The sequence below is a fragment of the Nocardia camponoti genome, assembly GCF_014646135.1.
GTDB classification, from domain to species: Bacteria; Actinomycetota; Actinomycetes; order Mycobacteriales; family Mycobacteriaceae; genus Nocardia; species Nocardia camponoti.
The window spans coordinates 177,431-195,504 of sequence record NZ_BMMW01000002.1; the positions used below are offsets into that span (position 1 = coordinate 177,431).

At 62.7% G+C, this 18,074-nt stretch carries 18 protein-coding genes; 8 read left to right on the plus strand and 10 right to left on the minus strand.

The window, feature by feature from the left end:
* Positions 1-149 precede the first annotated feature (149 nt).
* The gene (locus tag IEX78_RS08965; protein ID WP_188828455.1) at positions 150-1,289 is read left to right on the plus strand and encodes a hypothetical protein; all 1,140 of its coding nucleotides are present in this window, start codon (positions 150-152) and stop codon (positions 1,287-1,289) included.
* A gap of 53 nt (positions 1,290-1,342) precedes the next feature.
* On the opposite strand, the gene IEX78_RS08970 is transcribed toward IEX78_RS08965, so the two are convergent.
* Entirely contained in the window at positions 1,343-1,864 is a 522-nt protein-coding gene (locus IEX78_RS08970) for a hypothetical protein (RefSeq protein ID WP_229683828.1), read from the minus strand.
* Between the two features lie 218 nt (positions 1,865-2,082).
* Between IEX78_RS08970 and IEX78_RS08975 the strand changes: the two genes are divergently transcribed.
* The gene (locus IEX78_RS08975) at positions 2,083-2,661 is read left to right on the plus strand and encodes a helix-turn-helix domain-containing protein (protein WP_188828456.1); all 579 of its coding nucleotides are present in this window, start codon (positions 2,083-2,085) and stop codon (positions 2,659-2,661) included.
* Here the strand turns inward: IEX78_RS08975 and IEX78_RS08980 are convergent, their stop codons facing one another.
* The 3 genes from IEX78_RS08980 to IEX78_RS08990 all read right to left on the minus strand — a co-directional run bounded on the left by IEX78_RS08980 (position 2,662) and on the right by IEX78_RS08990 (position 5,377).
* Entirely contained in the window at positions 2,662-3,312 is a 651-nt protein-coding gene (locus IEX78_RS08980; RefSeq protein WP_308426525.1) for an RloB family protein, read from the minus strand.
* Positions 3,206-4,528, minus strand: a complete 1,323-nt coding sequence (locus IEX78_RS08985) for an AAA family ATPase (protein ID WP_188828458.1) — start codon at positions 4,526-4,528, stop codon at positions 3,206-3,208. Before IEX78_RS08985 ends, IEX78_RS08980 begins: the two co-directional genes overlap by 107 nt.
* 219 nt (positions 4,529-4,747) lie before the next feature.
* Positions 4,748-5,377, minus strand: a complete 630-nt coding sequence (locus IEX78_RS08990) for a TetR/AcrR family transcriptional regulator (protein ID WP_188828459.1) — start codon at positions 5,375-5,377, stop codon at positions 4,748-4,750.
* 69 nt (positions 5,378-5,446) lie between these two features.
* Between IEX78_RS08990 and IEX78_RS08995 the strand changes: the two genes are divergently transcribed.
* From IEX78_RS08995 to IEX78_RS09010, 4 genes are all read left to right on the plus strand, one after another.
* Positions 5,447-6,988 carry a flavin-containing monooxygenase gene (locus tag IEX78_RS08995; protein ID WP_188828460.1) on the plus strand — a complete coding sequence of 514 codons (1,542 nt, stop codon included), beginning with the start codon at positions 5,447-5,449 and terminating at the stop codon, positions 6,986-6,988.
* The gene (locus IEX78_RS09000) at positions 6,985-7,818 is read left to right on the plus strand and encodes an SDR family NAD(P)-dependent oxidoreductase (RefSeq protein ID WP_188828461.1); all 834 of its coding nucleotides are present in this window, start codon (positions 6,985-6,987) and stop codon (positions 7,816-7,818) included. Before IEX78_RS08995 ends, IEX78_RS09000 begins: the two co-directional genes overlap by 4 nt.
* Positions 7,819-7,831: 13 nt before the next feature.
* A complete protein-coding gene (locus tag IEX78_RS09005) occupies positions 7,832-8,788 on the plus strand; it encodes an alpha/beta hydrolase (RefSeq protein ID WP_188828462.1) in 957 nt (318 codons plus the stop codon).
* Positions 8,789-8,880: 92 nt separating this feature from the next.
* Entirely contained in the window at positions 8,881-10,677 is a 1,797-nt protein-coding gene (locus tag IEX78_RS09010) for an AMP-dependent synthetase/ligase (RefSeq protein ID WP_188828463.1), read from the plus strand.
* Between the two features lie 51 nt (positions 10,678-10,728).
* On the opposite strand, the gene IEX78_RS09015 is transcribed toward IEX78_RS09010, so the two are convergent.
* The 4 genes from IEX78_RS09015 to IEX78_RS09030 all read right to left on the minus strand — a co-directional run bounded on the left by IEX78_RS09015 (position 10,729) and on the right by IEX78_RS09030 (position 14,316).
* On the minus strand, positions 10,729-11,151 hold the full coding sequence (locus IEX78_RS09015; protein WP_229683829.1) for a hypothetical protein: 423 nt from the start codon (positions 11,149-11,151) through the stop codon (positions 10,729-10,731).
* 128 nt (positions 11,152-11,279) lie between these two features.
* Complete coding sequence (locus IEX78_RS09020) at positions 11,280-11,987, minus strand: cutinase family protein (RefSeq protein ID WP_188828464.1); 708 nt, start codon at positions 11,985-11,987, stop codon at positions 11,280-11,282.
* Between the two features lie 170 nt (positions 11,988-12,157).
* Entirely contained in the window at positions 12,158-13,618 is a 1,461-nt protein-coding gene (locus IEX78_RS09025) for a DHA2 family efflux MFS transporter permease subunit (RefSeq protein WP_188828465.1), read from the minus strand.
* Between the two features lie 17 nt (positions 13,619-13,635).
* Entirely contained in the window at positions 13,636-14,316 is a 681-nt protein-coding gene (locus IEX78_RS09030) for a PadR family transcriptional regulator (protein WP_229683976.1), read from the minus strand.
* Between the two features lie 176 nt (positions 14,317-14,492).
* Between IEX78_RS09030 and IEX78_RS09035 the strand changes: the two genes are divergently transcribed.
* Complete coding sequence (locus IEX78_RS09035) at positions 14,493-14,771, plus strand: type II toxin-antitoxin system RelE/ParE family toxin (RefSeq protein WP_188828466.1); 279 nt, start codon at positions 14,493-14,495, stop codon at positions 14,769-14,771.
* Between the two features lie 16 nt (positions 14,772-14,787).
* Complete coding sequence (locus IEX78_RS09040) at positions 14,788-15,078, plus strand: HigA family addiction module antitoxin (protein WP_188828467.1); 291 nt, start codon at positions 14,788-14,790, stop codon at positions 15,076-15,078.
* A gap of 30 nt (positions 15,079-15,108) precedes the next feature.
* On the opposite strand, the gene IEX78_RS09045 is transcribed toward IEX78_RS09040, so the two are convergent.
* Together IEX78_RS09045 and IEX78_RS09050 are read right to left on the minus strand one after the other, a co-directional pair.
* Entirely contained in the window at positions 15,109-16,566 is a 1,458-nt protein-coding gene (locus tag IEX78_RS09045; protein ID WP_373291550.1) for a flavin-containing monooxygenase, read from the minus strand.
* On the minus strand, positions 16,563-18,068 hold the full coding sequence (locus IEX78_RS09050) for a flavin-containing monooxygenase (protein ID WP_188828469.1): 1,506 nt from the start codon (positions 18,066-18,068) through the stop codon (positions 16,563-16,565). Before IEX78_RS09050 ends, IEX78_RS09045 begins: the two co-directional genes overlap by 4 nt.
* Positions 18,069-18,074 lie beyond the last annotated feature (6 nt).

Sequence of the window (18,074 nt, forward strand, 5' to 3'; positions counted from 1 at the left end):
GATCGGCGCGCGGTGACTGCGCGGAAACCTCATCGACACACCAGGGTTCACATGGTTCCCTCATCCGCGCGCCAGATTCGAGTCATAGGCTCGGCGTATCGTCCGCCCCAAGGCTTTTGCTTGAGCGACGCAGCGAACAGGAGAAGGCGATGGGCGCACGGAACGGGTACCTGCTGCTAGGTGGGATCGCCTCGGTCGGGGCGGGAGCGGTGCACTTCCTCGCCGCTGGCATGCACACCGAGCACGCAACGTTGGCGCGAATGATGGTGTTGCTTGCGGCGATTCAGTGCGCGATGGGTGTCGCGGTGTTGCTGAACCAGCGCAAGGTGGTCACGTCCGCGCTCGTTGGGGTGAATGTGTTCGCGGTAGCGGTGTGGGCGGTCACGCGCTTCGCCGACATTCCGTTTATTACCGGCCTTACCGCCGAATCGCCGCAGGTTGCCGATACCGCTTGCGCCGCACTCGGGTTGGTCGCTTTGGTCGCTGGTTTAGTCGGCCTACTGAAACCTCATGCGACGTTGCCCGCGCTGCGGTCGGGTGCCGCTGTCGCCCTGGTAAGCGTGCTCGCGCTTGCGGCGATGTTGAGCGGCGTTGGGCATGTGCATAGTCATGGCGATACGCACGACCACGCGTCGGGCGACCACGCCCACGATGCTGGTTCCGCGTGGCCGCGCCCGTTCGATCCGACGAAGCCGATCGACGTGTCCGGCGTGCCGGGCGTCACCGCCGCGCAGGAACAGCGCGCTACCAACCTGATTCGCAGCACGCTCGACACCCTGCCCACCTTCGCCGACGTCACCACCATTCCGGCGCTGGGCTTCCGGTCGATCGGCGACCAGGACACCGGTTATGAGCACTACGTCAACGGCACTTACATCGGCGACGACAAGTTGCTCGACCCGAAATACCCCGAGTCGCTGGTGTACCGGGTCGACGGCGACAAACGCACCCTGGTTTCGGCGATGTTCATGGCTAACAACAAGAAAATCGACGACCCCGCCCTCACCGATTTCGCCGGTTCGCTGATGCAGTGGCACGTCCACGACAACCTGTGCTGGGCGCGTGGCGACGCCGGTCCGGTGGTCGTCGGCGTCACCGACGAGGCAGGAAACTGCCCACCGAACTCCAAAAACCCTGGCGTTGGCGACCCGATGGTCCATGTGTGGATCGCCGAACACCAGTGCGGCCCCTTCGCCGCATTGGAGGGCCACGGCGCGGGCCAAGCCCAGTCCCCCGACGGCCGCCGCACCGACACGTGCGGCACGCACGACCACGGTTCGCACAAGTAACACGAAAGCGGCGGCGGGGCCCAGGTCGGGTTCCGCCTCCGCTTCGCGTTCATCTACTTGTTGAGTGTGAACCACGCCTTGCCCGAAAGCTGGTCGAGCTCAGGGTTGCTCGGGTAAAGGTCGGCGGTCGCTACGATCTCGGCCTCAACGCGGCCAGCACCCGGGCCTGTGCCAAACCCGACAATCACGCTGTCGGGAGCCTCAACCACTCCGTTGACCACTTTGGCTGACTGTCCGTTAGTAATTCCCGAATCGAGGTTCTTCCACCGAACCGCGACGCGCCATGCGTCGCAGCCGGACCCGGTTTGGGTGATGCGAACCTTCACTCCGAACACGCCAACCTGCGGCTGCGGCACCGTTTCGGCGTTGACGATGGCCGCGCACCCCTGCCCTGGAACGCGAACGAGAGTGGGATTGAACTGAACAACTTGGTCGGACGGAACGGCCTGTGCCGGCCCGACGAAAGCCGCGGCGACCGCTCCAACAACACCTGCAAGAACCGAAAGACGTTGTGCTGCTTTGTATTTCAGACTCATGCACAGTAATTCGCCGACGGCACCAAGATCGTTACCCACCGTAACGGTCTCAATCTGGTCAACGTGCTTACGACAGCGTGAAGCTCGCGCTGCCCGCGATGTGCGGCAGGTCGGGTTAAGTTTCCGAGCTGTCGTCTTCATGCAGGGTTTGTCGCACACAACAAGTCCTGAGTTAGCCAAACAAGCCAACGAAAGGTGTATCGGTTTGGCATCTGTGAAACACAAGCGGTTCATCGTCGGCCTGGCAAACTAGCGGCATGACCAGCGATTTCGGTGCCGCACTCGACGCGGTTGGCCCGCATTTGCGCGCGCTACGCAAGCAGCGCGACATCACGCTCACCGAACTCGCGAACCAAACTGGCATCTCGGTAAGCACGTTGTCGCGCTTGGAATCTGGCGACCGCAAACCAACACTCGAACTGCTGCTCCCCCTCGCCAAAGCACACGGCGTAACCCTCGACGAACTCGTCGACGCGCCACCTACCGGCGACCCCCGAATCCACCTGCGCCCGACCACCCGAAACGGCATCACGATGCTGCCGCTCACCCGACGCGCGGGCGGAATTCAGGCGTACAAAATGGTGATCGCGGCGGGGGCGCGCACCGAACCCGACCCGCGCGTACACGAGGGTTACGAGTGGCTTTATGTCCTGAACGGCCGCCTGCGCCTAGTTCTCGGCGACCACGACGTGGTCCTCACCCCCGGCGAAGCCGCCGAATTCGACACCCACGTCCCGCACTGGTTCGGCCCAGCAGGCGAAGAATCCGTCGAATTCCTCAGCCTTTTCGGCAAGCAGGGCGAACGCGCCCACGTCCGCGCGCGCCCACGCGCATAGTTACCCGCACCCGTGCTCAGCACGGATACGCTGCACGAGCAGATGGATATCAGTCCAGGGATTGGTGTGCCGGTTGGCCTCGACGCAGGAGTGAAGCGCCGTAGCGTGCTCGACGGCTTTTGGCACCAACGGAGCGAAATCGGAATACTGAATGTCCTTGTGGCCCACGCAGTATCCGTTGCACCTGCCGAGTTCTTCCAGAGCTTTTGCCATGTGTTTACTTGTCCGGTAGCCATTCACCTGTTCGAAGTGTTGATATAGCCAGAGTTCGAAGCAGGGGTTAGCGATCGCTACGGAAACGCGCTGCTGCCTCGCCAGAGTCAGCGCGTCCTCAAGCGAAGGGTGTGGGACGGGAGCCTCGACATCGATCACGCACCACACCTCGTCGTAACGGGTGTGCGGATCTCGTTTGGCCAGGTCACGTTTCGCAACTGCGCTCCTGACTAGGTTCAGCGGTTCCCCGTGCTCGGCTCCGAGGTCAATTCCCCGTGCCCGTAGCTGGTTCTTGAGGCCTAAGAAGTAGCTGCGTCCCGCGTACTTGTCCTCAGTGAAGATCAGCAGTCTCGGGCTTTCGCTCCGACCCCTCCGCGAATTCCGGTCGAGTTCCCGGTTCCGCCGCACCCCGCCCCCTTGTCGTGTTGAACACTCCACTCATGCCCAGCTGGTCGTCCGCGAAGAACGGAGTGGCCCCGTACCTGCCGAGGAGGTAGCCGATCTCGTGGTTCTCGTCCATGCGTGGCTTGAATTCCGTCAATGGAAACACGGATGTGGCGAGGCTGTTCGCGTTTTTATCGGCGAACCAGATCTGATCACGGGCCAGGTGCGACTTGGCGTAGCGCCCCATGAGCGTCACATCGTGTGTGCTGAAAATCAGTTGTGCTCCAAGGCAATTAACCTGCCGATGCGTGAACAGTCCTATCAAGGCGTCAACGAGCAGAGGATGCAGACGTGCGTCTAGTTCGTCGACGATGAGGACGCCGCCACTTTCCAGCGCGGCTACCACCGGGCCAATCAGGCCAATCCAGGTGCGCGTACCGCTCGATTCGCGCTCCAGCGCAAGTTCGAACGTGCCCGTGTCCGTGGTGTGCACTACCTGTACGCGCTTGGAATGCGAGTGCTCAATACGCACTTCGCGCCCGAACGCTTCCCGGATCATCGCTACGAGCCGTGCGGATTCCGCGATCTGATTCGCGTCGGGCTCATAGGCCCGCAGTCCGACGATGCCCAGATCCGCGTGGGAGAGCAACGAACGAACCGCGGCCCGTTTGGTTTCGTCGCTAGCCTCGAACATCGCAACCGTTCGGTGGAGTCGCTGGGCGTAGTCCCTATCATCGGCGCTATTGATCATCGTGGCGAAGAACTCTCTAATGGCCTGCAACTGACCATGCCCCGACTGGGCGCCCGCTGAGACGAGCAGGCTATTGGTCCGCAACCGGAGTTGATCTGCGATCGACTTGCGCTGACCAGTCATTGAGCGCCCGAATGAAACGTCTGCTCCTACCCGCTCAAACAGCTTGCGGGGGCGCCCTTCGGGAAAGAATTCCAGCCATTCGCGCAGGACCTGTTCATCATCAACTTCGAAGCCGTAGCTATGCCGGATTCCGTCGAGAACAAAGTCGAGTTCGAAGCTAGACGGGAACTTCGCGTGGTCTTCTCGGAAGGCGAAAGGGATTCGGGGCACGCCGCCGTCGGGATCCCACTTACGGTAAGAATCGAGAATGGCACGCCTCATCCAAGCCATGGCCGCGATCATGTTTGACTTGCCTGACGCGTTCGCACCATAGATCGCAGCAACCGGGACGACCGCGTAGCTGGTGCCCGGCACGTTAACCTCGGGCCGACCATCGACCTGCCGCTGCGCGATCATGGACAATTCCTGCTCATCACGGATTGACGCGTGGTTCTCCACTCGAAACCGCAGTAACACTTCGCCACCTCCGCCTTGTCGATAACCTCACCCTGACGACAAAATCCAACGCGAGAGCCCCTTAAGCGACATCGTGTGTCACCCAAGGGTACATGTCAACCCGGATTCGATAGTGACTCACACCACAAATGTCCGGGCTATCGGAGATTGCCCACGCGGCTAACCCTGCAACGCCGCCAAGAGCGCCGGGCTCATCGCCAACGCGGGCAGTGACGCGACAAGCAAATCAACCAATTGTGTTCGGCTGATGGGTTTTTCGACCATCCACGTCAGAATCGTCTCTTCAACGAAGGCGATCCACCCACGCACGGCCAGCGTTAAGCGGGGCAGGTCGGGGTCGTCGGCGGGCAGCGACAGTTCACTCACGATCAGGTTCGCGATCACCGCGCGGGTCTCGTCGACGTGGTTCGCCACATCCGGCGTTATCGACGCGGGGCCGCGCAAAACTGAGCGGTAAGCGGCGGCGTGCGTCGTGGCGTAGTCGACGAACCGTTCCATCGAATCGCGCAGCATGTCGAACAGCGACAGCTCCCGATTGGGCATCACCGCGGCGAAGAACTCGCCCGTCACGTGCTTGCTGATCGCGTCGTGGAAGTCCTGCAAGGACGCGAAGTAATGGAAGAGCAGCCCACGCGAAATGCCCGCCTGCTTGGCGATGTCTTCGACGGAAATGTCTTCGAGCGACCGCTCAGCAAGCATGTCGGCACCGAGCGTGATCAGCTGTTGCCGCCGCTCTTCGGGCCGCAATCGCCCGCGTTTGGCCTGTCCCGGATCACTCACGTCAACCATCCTAACCGCTATTGAATGGGACTCAACAAGCTATTGACTGCGAATCAATAAGACCGTAGTCTGAGTTACATGAGTCGCAAGGTTACAGACAACGACGTCGAAGCCACCTCACCCCGCCACATGAACACCATCATCGTTGGCAGCGGGTTCGCTGGCCTTGGCCTCGCCATCAAATTGAGCCAGCAGGGACGCGAAGATTTCCTCGTTTTAGAGCGCGGCAGCGATGTCGGCGGCACCTGGCGAGACAACACCTATCCGGGCGCGGCATGCGACGTGCCTTCGCACCTGTACTCCTACTCGTTCGCACTGAACCCCGATTGGACGCGTTCGTTCTCCAAGCAGGGCGAGATTCAGGCCTACATCCGCAGTGTCGCGGAGCGCTACAACGTCCTCGACCGCCACCTCTTCGACTGCGACGTCCAGGGCGTCGTGTGGAACGAAGACACCGCGACCTGGACGGTCACCACCTCGCGCGGCACCTTCACCGCCGACACCGTCGTTTCCGCCGTTGGCGCGCTGTGCGAGCCTTCGCTGCCAGATATCAAGGGCATCAACGACTTTGAGGGCGAGATCTTCCACTCGGCCCGCTGGAACCACGACGCCAACCTCGAAGGCAAGCGCGTCGCCATCATCGGCACCGGCGCTTCGTCGATCCAGATCGTGCCCGCCATCGCGAACAAGGTCGCCTCGCTCGACGTCTACCAGCGCACCGCGCCGTGGCTGCTGCCGCGCATGGACCGCCCCTACCTGTTGCCAGAACGCTTGGCGTTCAAGCACATTCCGGGCGTGCAGCGCCTTTCGCGCGCGGCGATCTACGCGGCACGCGAGACCCAGGTTGTCGGGCTGACCCGGTTCCCGCTGCTGATGAAGGGCTTCGAAGCGCTCTCGCGCGCCAAGCTGCAGTTCGAAATCCGCGACGCTGAGCTGCGCAAGAAGGTCACGCCGAATTACCGCATCGGCTGCAAGCGCATGCTCATCAGCAACGAGTACTACCCGGCACTCGACCGCGACAACGTCGACGTGATCACCGACGGCATCGCCGAGGTTCGCGCGAACTCGATCGTCACCAAAGACGGCACCGAGCGGGAAATCGACGCGCTCATCGTCGCGACCGGCTTCCACGTCACCGATTCGCCCACCTACAACACGATTGTTGGCCGCGACGGTCGCACGCTGTCGGAGGTGTTCGACGAGGTCGGCCAGCAGGCGTACAAGGGCACGTCCATCGCGAACTTCCCCAACATGTTCTTCCTTGTCGGCCCGAACGTCGGCCTCGGCCACACCTCGATGGTTTTCATGATCGAGTCGCAGATTAACTACGTCGTCGACGCGCTCAAAACCATTGCCGCCAAGGGCATTCGGACCGTGGAAGTGCGCGGCGACAAGCAGCGTGCCTACAACCAAGACCTCCAGGACAAGCTAGCCAAGACGGTGTGGAACACCGGAGGCTGCGCGTCGTGGTACCTCGACAAGCACGGCAACAACACCACGTTGTGGCCGGACTTCACGTTTCAATTCCGAAGCATCACAAGACAATTCGACGTTGATGCCTACAATGTGACAACCTCCGACGCCCTCAGCGCCGATCAGAAAGTGGTGGCAGCCCAGTGAGCAAGGACGCTTACTTCCAGAACAAAGTTTGTGTGATCACCGGTGCCGGTTCCGGCATTGGGCGCGCGCTCGCGGAGAACCTGGCCCGTCGCGGTGCCAAGCTCGCGCTTTCCGACATCGACGTCGAAGGTCTCGCCGAGACCACGGCCACCTGCGAAGCCCTCGGCGCGCAGGTGAAGTCGGACCGGCTCAATGTCGCTGAGCGTGAGGCATTCCTGCTTTACGCCGACTCGGTGAAGGCGCACTTCGGTGTGGTCCACCAGGTCTACAACAACGCCGGTATCGCCTACCACGGCGACATCGTCAAGACCGAGTTCAAAGACATCGAACGCATCATGGATGTCGACTTCTGGGGCGTTGTCAACGGCACCAAGGCGTTCCTGCCGATGCTGATCGAGTCGGGCGACGGCCACGTCGTCAACGTCTCTTCGCTGTTCGGCCTGGTCACCGTGCCCGGTCAGGCCGCGTACAACTCGGCCAAGTTCGCGGTTCGCGGCTTCACCGAGGCGCTGTTCCAGGAGATGAAGGTCGCCAAGGCGCCGGTCAAGGTCACCTGTGTGCACCCCGGCGGCATCAAGACCGCCGTCGCGCGCAACGCCACCTACGCCGAGGGCATCGACGGCGCGAACACCGCGACGCTGTTCGACAAGTACCTGGCCATCCACAGCCCGGAGATGGCCGCTCAGACCATCACCGAGGGTGTCCGCAAGGGTCACGCCCGCGTGCTCATCGGCTGGGAAGCCAAGCTGCTCGACGTGAGCGTGCGCTTCCTCGCTTCCGGCTACAACCGCATCTCGGCCGTCGTCAACGGCCGTTTCATGCCGCACTAATTACGAGGGTTTCATGCGCGAGATCACGCTGCCAGCGGGCCTAGCCCGCGTGGCCTTTGTCGGCCCGCTGTTTCGATTCGCCCTGCATGGCGACATGCCAGTCGGGATTCAGCGTGCGCTGCTAAACGTGCTCTCGCGCGTGCAATTCATGCCGGAGGGCTCGGTCGTCCAACATCTTCAGTTGGGCGGCCGACCCGCTGAGCGCATCTTTGCCGAAGCGGCCATTCCTACCTCCCGCACCAACGCGGTTCCGCCTGAGCGGGCGGCGGGCGCGGTGTTGTACCTGCACGGCGGCGGTTACGTCGTTGGTTCGCTCGCGACGCACCGCTCGCTCGTCGCGCGACTTGCCCGCGAAACCTCGTGCGCGGTGTACAACCTCGACTACCGTCTCGCGCCCGAACACCCCTTCCCCGCTGGCCTCGACGACGCCGAAGCGGCCTTCCTCGACCTGGTCAACAATGTCGGCTACCGGCCCGACCAGATCTGCATCGCGGGCGACTCCGCAGGTGGCGGCCTCGCGCTCGCCCTCGCGCAGCGCCTACGCGACAACCATCAGCTCACCCCATGCGCGCTCGGGTTGATCGCGCCCTGGGGCGACCCCCGTCAGCCACCGACCGCCGACCGCGACACGATCCTGAACCGCAAATGGATCGCGCGTTGCGCGGCGGACTACCTCGGTGACGCCGATTCAAGCGAACCGGGGTATGCCCCGCTCGCGACTGATCTCACGGGCCTGCCGCCCACCTACGTGCAGGCCGATGTCGACGAGTTGCTGCACGAACAGTGCGCTCAGCTCGTCGCTGGGCTTCGGGAGGCCGGCGTGCACGTCCGGTTCACCGAGACCCGCGGGTTATGGCATGTCGCGCAGCTACAGGCCGCGCTGGTCGCCGAAGCCGCACTCACGCTCAGCGGACTCGCTGATTTCCTGCGTGAAGCAATTCAACCGGTATCCATAGAAGATTTACGATAAAGCCAGGTGACGGCCAATTCGGACGGCGATATCGCGGACCGGCCGAACGTGTCGTAGATTACTGGCGAGTAAAACCCACTGGAAGGGCACTGATGCGAGAGTTCGAAGTTCCGGCTTCCTACACCATCCCGGACAACGCGAACAATTCCGACAACGTCTTCCGCTTTGCCGCGGAGACGCCGAACGTGGTGTTGTTCAACGTCCCGAACGGCAACGGCGGCTGGAACGATGTCACGGCGGCACAGTTCGAAAAGGCCGTTCGCGGCGTTGCCAAGGGCTTGATCGCCTCCGGCATCGAACTCGGCGACCGAGTCGCCATCATGGCGTCAACTCGTTACGAGTGGACGCTGCTTGACTTCGCGATCTGGGCCGCCGGTGGCGTCACCGTCGCGATCTACGACAGCTCGGCCGCTGAGCAGGCGAAGTGGATCCTGCAGGATTCCGAGACCAAGCTGCTCGTCGTCGAGAACGACAAGCACAAGGCCACCATCGACGAGATCGAGGCTGGCGCGCTTCCCGCGCTCGCCGAGACGCTGCAGATCGAGAAGGGCGCGATCGACACGCTCACCGAGCGTGGTGCCGCTGTCACCGACGAGGCTGTCGATGAGCGTCGCGCACAGGTCGGCGCCAACTCGCCCGCCACCCTGATCTACACCTCGGGCACCACTGGCCGCCCGAAGGGCGTTCAGCTCACCCACGCCAACCTTTACGCGGAGTCGCGTTCGGGTGGTATCGAGCTGTCGGCGTTCGTTTCCGAAGGCCAGCGCACGCTGCTCTTCCTCCCGCTCGCGCACGTGTTCGCACGCGCGGTCGCGCTTATCGCCTTCGACTCGAAGGTCACCATCCGCCACACCAACGACTGGTCAACGCTGGTCGAGCAGTTCGGCGACTTCAAGCCCGACTTCATCCTGTCGGTGCCGCGCGTGTTCGAGAAGGTCTTCAACTCGGCTAAGCAGAAGGCGCACGACGCTGGCAAGGGCAAGATCTTCGACGCCGCCGCCGACACCGCCATCGCCTACAGCACCGCGCTGGAGACCAAGGGTGGCCCCGACCTGCTGCTGAAGGCGAAGCACTTCGTCTTCGACAAGCTCGTTTACGGCAAGCTGCGCGCCGCGCTCGGTGGCCAGTGCCTCGCCGCCGTTTCCGGTGGTGGCCCCCTCGGTGCCCGCCTCGGCCACTTCTTCCGTGGCGCTGGCGTCACCATTTACGAAGGCTACGGTCTCACCGAGACCACCGCCGCCTTCACGGTCAACACCCCGCAGCAGATCCGCGTTGGCTCGGTCGGTCGCCCGATCCAGGGTCAGTCGGTCAAGATCGCTGAAGATGGCGAGCTGCTGCTCAAGGGTTCGGTCGTTTTCGGCGGCTACTGGGGCAACGCTGAGGCCACCGACGAGGCCATCGAAGACGGCTGGTTCAAGACCGGCGACCTCGGTGCCATCGACGCCGACGGCTTCGTCTCGATCACCGGTCGCAAGAAGGAAATCCTCGTCACCGCGGGCGGCAAGAATGTCTCCCCCGCCGTGCTTGAGGACTCGCTGCGCGCGCACCCGCTGATTAGCCAGGTCATGGTTGTCGGCGACGGCCAGCCCTTCATCGGCGCGCTCATCACCCTCGACCCGGAAGCACTGCCGGGTTGGAAGGAGCGCAACGGTGTCGCCGCCGACACCGCGATCGATTCGCTGATCGACAACGCGGCCCTGGTCGCTGAGGTGCAGGCCGCTGTCGACGAGACCAACAAGAAGGTTTCGAAGGCTGAGGCGATCAAGAAGATTCGCATCCTGCCCGTCGATTGGACGCAGGAGGGTGGCGAGCTCACCCCGAAGATGTCGCTGAAGCGCGCTGTGGTGATGAAGCAGTACGCGGGCGAGGTCGACAAGATCTACTCGTAGGTCGCTCTCGTTCAAAAGGCCAGTCGCTTTGTGCGGCTGGCCTTTTGGCGTTTAGGTCTTGCTTCTCATGACGTTCAGGCCAGCGAAGCCGATTGCCAGGTCGGCGGCGATTTCGAACAGCGCGGCGAACCACGAGTAGGCGGTGACGTCGGCCTTGGCTGGTGCGTTGATGAAGCTGTCGCTGAGTGGGCCGAACCAGTCGGGTAACACGTGGACAACGAGAAAGCCTGCGGCGCTTGCGAATCCGACGATCGTCGCGGCCAGTGGGGCCGACGGGCTGCGTCGGAAGACGAGGACGATTACGAGAAGTGCGGCGAGGAGCTGGATCGTGCCGAGGGTGTTGACCAGGGTTGAGGTCACGTCCATGCCGCGCCGCTGATGGTCGGCTCCGTGGACGACGAGCGCGACGGCGAAAATCACCGTTGTGATGCGCAGGGCTTTGGTGTCGTGGGTGGTCTGTGGCGCGTGAGTCATGCGAGCCTCCTGCCGATTTATCTACTACGAAGCGTAGTTGCATCGACAGGCTTACGACAGGGTTTGGCTATCACGGGTCGGTCTCTATCCGTGCCGCCGGGCTCTCTGGCCCGGCGGCGTCGGGCTGTTTAGAACCGCTGAGCCGCGAATTGCGCTGCGGTGATGGTCATTCCGTTGATGCCGTAGAGGGTGTGGATCGCATTGGGGTTGCCGAGTGGGGAGCCGTCGCAGACGATGTCGCCCGCGATGCAGAGGTCGATCGTTTTGGCCAGGTAGTCGTCGCCGATGACGATTTCCGGTGCGCCACCGTCGGCGAGGAATCGTGCGGACGGCTTGCCGAACAGGGCGACGGCAGCAACATGATTGACCGCTTCGGGCGCGAGCGGCGCGGGCAAATACTGCTCGTATTCAGGGGGAATGCCGGGCGGATTGCCGTCGGTCGCGAACCCGGCAACCGCCGCGCCTTGCGAATACCCGCCGAGCACGATGCGCGTGCCTGGGCAGTTGGCGACGGTGGCTTCAATGTGACGACGCGCGTCGTTGATGCCGGTGAGGACAGTGTGCGCGAAGGCGAGCTTGTCGGTGAAGTCGCTGCTCGCGGGATAGTTCACACCGTAGGCGGAAACCGATTTCCCAGCAGCTTGCCACCGCACGGCTTCAACGAAAGAGGTTCCAGTGAGCCCGATTTCCCCACCGGGCTCAGCAGTACCGCGCGCGAAAACGACTTCCACATCGGAACAGGGTGCGGCGGTAGCGGAATGGACGGGGGTAACCAGCGGAATCGCGGCTGCCAGGAAGAGGCCAGACACGAATCGACTAAGAGAACGTGCTGTCATTCCGCGCAGGATACCGATGGGTGCGCGCGCCGCCGACTCCGGCGCGCCGTTATGCCTGCGCGACTCCACGGCGAGAAGAAAGCCGAGTACGCCGTCGCTCGACAACCGGGTCGAGGCGATTGCGATGTTCGTGCTCGACCCGGCCGCATCTTCGACATGCCGCAGCCCAATTAGGCTGCGGTGTCGGCCAATTCGGGTTTCTTTGTTCCCGCCCGCTGGTGGCTCACGAACAACGATGATGCCACTACGCCCACGATCAAAACGCCTGCGGGCAGCAGCATCGACTGGGCCAATGACGTGCTGAATTCGTCGACGATGTGCGGCGGGAGTGAGCCGCCGCCGCCCTCGGCAACCGGGATGTCGGGCAGGTGGTTGGCCGCCATGCGGGCCGAGATCAAGGCGCTGATCGCGGCGCTGCCGAGGACCGCGCCAACCTGGCGCATCGTGTTGTAAATGCCAGCGCCCGCGCCCGCCTGCGCGACTGGCAGGTTGTGTGTCGCGACGGCGGCCAGTGGCGCCCAAATACACGCGTTCGCCAAGCCAGCGACACCCGCGGCGACGAGGAACCAGACGATGTTCGAGCCCGGGGTCATCAGTGCGCCGAACGCGAAAACCGAACCTGCGAACAGGGCGAAGCCGATGGTCGGCAGCAAACGCGGCGGCAGTTTGTCGGAAATCCTGCCGATGAACGGGGCGGTGACGCCGGTGATGATCGCCATCGGCGCGAAAACGAGGGCCGAAATCGTCGGCGACATTTCCCGCACCGCCTGCAGATAGAAGTACGACGGCACCATCAACGCGGTGACAGCGGCACCCATCACGGCGATCGCCAGGTTCGACAGGGCGAAGTTGCGGTCTTTGAACAGCGAAAGCGGAACGAGCGGTTCACCCTTGTTGCGGGCCTGGTTGATCACGAAAACGATCAGCATCGCGACGCCGAACGCGATCAACAACCAAATGCGCGGCGACCAATCCTGGGTGTTGCCTTCCTGGATGCCGAACACGAGCGCGGTCATGCCGATGCCGCTGAGCAGCACGCCGACCAGGTCGAACTTGTGCGAGGTGGTCGGCAGCGCGGGCACCAGCCACACCGCGAGCCCGAACGCGATGATGCCGAACGGCACGTTGACGATGAAGATCCACTCCCAGCCCAGGTTGTCGACGAGCACGCCGCCGAGGATCGGGCCGACGAGCGTCGCGAGTCCGGCGACGCCGCCCCACAGCCCCATCGCCGCACCGCGCCGGTCTGGCGGGAAGGTGCGGGTGATCACGGCCATCGTCTGCGGGGTCATCAGCGCGGCACCGAGACCCTGCACCGCGCGCGCCGCGATCAGCATCCCGATCGTGCCCGACAGACCGCACCACAGCGAAGCCGCGGTGAAGAGCGCCAGCCCGATCAGGTACATGTTCTTCGGGCCGAACCGGTCGCCGAGTCGCCCGGTGACCAGCAGCGGCACCGCGTAGGTGAGCAGGTAGGCGCTGGTCACCCAGATGACGCTGGAAATGTCGGCGTGCAGTTCGGTCATGATCGCCGGGTTGGCGACGGCCACGATCGTCATGTCGAGCAGGATCATGAAGAACCCGACTACTAGCGCGAAGAGCGCTAGCCACGGATTGCGTTGGGAGGTCATCGTTTTCGTCCTTTTCGTCAAGACGTCCGGGTGGCCCAGCGGGGCACCGGCATGAGGTCGGCCGTTTCGCTTGGCCGCCACACCTGGTGGGTGTCGGGCTGTCGCGTGCCGGTGACCGGGTCGAAGGTCTCCCATTCGAGCGCCCCGGATTCGAGGTCGGCGCACAGGTGGGTGAGCCACCGCTCTTCAGCGGTGACGGTGGCGTGCATGTATTCGGCGACCATCCAATACCGCCTCGGCACGTCGCGGGTGCGTGCCCACTCCATGAGCGTGTCGAGGTCGGCTAGGTCTTGATTGAGGTAATCGATGCGGGTGCGCACGGCGGCGACGACATCGTCTTTGGGCAGGCTGTGCGCTTCGGAAAGCGCGAGCCGGAAGATCGGAAACTCTTGCACGGGCACACTGAGCAGCTCAGTTACGCGCTGCTGCAACAACTCTCGCCCCGCATCAAGGATGCGATAGGTGGTGCGTTCGGGTCGATTCCCCGCCCGGTCGGTGCCTTCCGGTTCGATCAGCGCGGCGTCGGCGAGCTTGGCAACGGCGTGATAAAGCGACCCGGGCCGCACCTTGAGGAGGAGATCATCGCGCCTGGCAAGCAGCAGTTGATACATCTCGTAGGGATGCATTGGCCGCTCGTCGAGCAGGGCAAGCACCGCGATCGACAGCGGCGTCAGCGCGACCCCGCCACGTTCCCGCATCACTACCTCCACCTATTCCAGCCCGTATATTCCCGTTGGAATATACGGACCGAAAGTGTGAGGCAGCAAGTAAGTACTGGTCTCGGTAGCGCGTCAATCGCCTGCTCGCGGCGACCTTGATCGCCATCGCAATGATGTCGCGGTACAACAGTGTTGCGCTGCGATACCATAGGTTGGTGATCCGCTCATTCAAGGACGGTGACACCCAATCCGTCTGGAACTTGACGTACGTAAAGCGATTCAGTCCGCAGGTCGCCAAACAAGCGCGCATCAAGATGCAGCTCATTGACGCCGCGGACGATATCAACGACCTGAGGATCCCTCCAGGCAACCGACTAGAGAAATTGAGCGGGAACCGACGAGGCCAGCACAGCATTCGAGTGAACGACCAATGGCGGTTGTGCTTCCGCTGGGATAGCGGTGCCCACGAGCTAGAACTAGTCGACTATCACTGACACGGAGGAGGACACCATGACCGATTTCGCACCCACCCACCCCGGCGAGATCCTGCTTACCGAGTTTCTTGAGCCGCTGGGAATCAGCCAGTACGCGTTGGCGCGCGCCGCTGGTCTGCCGCTTCCCCGCGTCAATGCGATCATCCGGGGGCGACGAGCGATCACCGCCGAGACCGGATTGCGCCTCGCCCGCGCCCTCGGGCTCAGCGACATGTTCTGGATCAATATGCAGGCGCGGTATGCCGCAGACGTGAGCCGGGCCGAGATCGCGGACGACCTGGTACATATCGTCCCGCTCGCGGGCTGAGCGGCATCCGGTGATCGGCCCGGCGACGGGTTACGTCGTCTCGTATGCGTCCAGGTCGAAGTGCTTCAACGTGCGGTAAAAGCGGAAGCTGAAGTCGGGCCACAGAGTGTGGATCTTGCCTGTTGAGTCCTTGAACCAGCTGTCGCAACCGCCCGTTGTCCAGACCGTGCCCTCGTACTTGCGTTGCAGCGCGACGTCATAGGAATGCTGGACGTCGCCGCGCACCTCGACTGTGCGCAAACCGCGTTCGGTGAGCTGGGCGATCGCGTCGGCGATGTAGTTGATCTGCGACTCGATCGTGAAGATCGCCGACGTGTATGCCAGTGCCGTGTTCGGGCCCATCATCACGAAGACGTTCGGGAAGTTCGCGAGGGCGGTGCCCCGGTAAGCGCTGATGCCTTCGGCTTCGAAAACCTCGGCGACCGTGCGACCGTCGCGGCCGGTGATCAGGTCGTACGTCGGCGAATCCTCGATGCGGAACCCGGTGGCGAACACGATCGCGTCGACAGGAAGCTCCGAACCATCTTCTGTCACAATCGAATTCGCGCGAATCTCGTGAATCCCGTCAGTGACCACGTCGACGTTCGGGCGCGACAACGCCCCGTAATAGTCGTTCGAAATCAGCATGCGCTTGCAGCCAAGCCGGTACTTCGGCGTGACTTTCGCCCGCAGCTCCTTGTCGCGAATCTCCAAGAAAATCTTGCCCCGCGCGACCAACCCAACGAACGCGGCGAGCAGCGGAATCTTCGCCTGCCAAATCACGAAACTCTCGCGCAACCAGTAAATCGCGGTGCGAACGAGGCGCTGCCACCCCGGAATCCGTTGGTAGGCAAAGCGTTCCACGGCGGTGTACTTGTGCCCAACGCGCGGCAGCACCCACGGCGCGGTGCGCTGGAACACGGTCAACTGGCCAACGGTGTCGGCGATGCCGGGGATGATCTGAATCGCCGAAGCGCCGGTACCAACCACCGCGACGCGCTTGCCTGCCAACTCGGCCGAATGATCCCAGCGTGCCGAGTGGAAAACCGCACCTTCGAACGACGAAATGCCCTTGATATCAGGCAGATTCGGCGCGCTCAATGGTCCGGCTGCCGAGACGGCGAAGTCGGCGGTGAACTCGCCCTGGGTCGTTGTGATCTTCCAGTGCGCGGCGTCGGCGTTCCAGCGTGCGCCGAGCACCTCACAATTCAACACAACGCGGTCGCGAATACCGAACTCGTCGACCACATCGCGAATGTATTGCTGAATTTCGGGTTGCGTCGAAAACGAGTGCGTCCAACGGGGATTCAGCGCGAACGAATACGAGTACAGCTGCGACGGCACGTCACAGCGGGCACCAGGATAGGTGTTCGCCTGCCACGTCCCGCCAACATCGCTTGCCTTCTCGAAGACTACGAAATCGTCAACACCTTGCTTATCGAGTCGAATGGCGACGCCGAGGCCGGAGAATCCGGCACCCATAATCGCGACCCGTACGTGGCGCGTCACCGTGCGACCGCCGGGGTGGTTTCGTACGCGGTGAGGTCGAATTCGCGCGTCTGGTTGCGGAACCGGAAACTGAAATCGGGCCATAGTGCCGAATTGTTGCCAGCCTTGTCGAGGAACCAGCTCTGGCACCCACCGGTGGCCCACACCGTTGTCGCCATGTTCTTCTTGATGACCGCGTTGTAGTCGTCAAGCGCGGCGAGCTTCACCTCGAAGGTGCCGAGGTTGAGCTCGCGCATGCGGGTCAACGCGGAAAGCACGTAATTGAGCTGCGATTCGATGATGTAAATCAGCGACGTGTAATTCAGGCCGGAATTCGCGCCGAGCATCATGAACAGGTTGGGGAAATTCGTCGCGGTCGTGCCCTTATACACCTTGGGCCCTTCCTCCTCAGCGCACTCGGCCATCGTTCGCCCGTCGGCACCGGTGTAGAGGTTGAAGGTCGGCGAATCGGCGACGTGGAAGCCGGTCGCAAGCACGATGGCATCGACTTCACGCTCGGTACCGTCTTCGGTGACAATCGAATTCGCGCGAATTTCGCTGATTCCGTCCGTCACTAGGTCGACGTTCTTGCGATCGAGCGCACGGTAGAACTTATTCGAGACAAGCATGCGCTTGCAGCCAAGTCGGTGCGTTGGCACGACTTTGCGTCGCTTTTCCGGATCGCGGATTTCCAGGAACATCTTCACGCGACCAACGATTTCCAGCAGCACAGCGAGTTTCGGGTACTTCACCTGGAAGACGACGAAGATTTCGCGGTTCGCATAAATCAGGCCACGCACGAATCGTTGAAAACCGGGAACACGCTTGAACAGCACGCGTTCGAGCCCGGTGTAGCGGCGACCCAAATGCGGCATCACCCAGGTCGCGGTGCGCTGATACACGTCAAGGCGCTCGACCTCGGGTGCGATCGACGGCACGATCTGCACCGACGACGAACCGGTGCCGATCACCGCGACGCGCTTGCCTGCCAACTCAGCCGAATGATCCCAGCGCGACGAGTGGAAGATCTTGCCCTCAAACGTCGAAATGCCTTTGATATCAGGCAAACTCGGCTCAGCGAGCACGCCAGCACCGGAAATCAGGAACTGGGCGCTGAAGTTGCCGTTGGCGGTGTCGACGTCCCAGCGCGATGTTTCGGTGTTCCACCGCGCGCCGGTCATCGCGCTGTCAAACAAGAGTCGATCGCGAATCCCATTGTCGTCAGCCACTTTTCGCAAGTACGCGTAGATTTCGGGCTGCGGGGAAAACGAGTGCGACCACTCAGGATTGAGGGCGAAGGAGTACGAGTACAGCTGCGACGGCACGTCACAGCCAGCGCCGGGGTAGGAGTTGACACGCCAGGTGCCACCGACGTCGGAGCCACGTTCGACGACGACGAAATCGTCAAAACCGTGCTGCTTCAACCGAATCGCGGCACCAAGCCCAGATAGGCCAGCTCCCACGATAAGGGCATGGACGGGCCTGCGATCGGCGGTGCCGATCGCAGCAGCTTCGTTACTCATGGGATC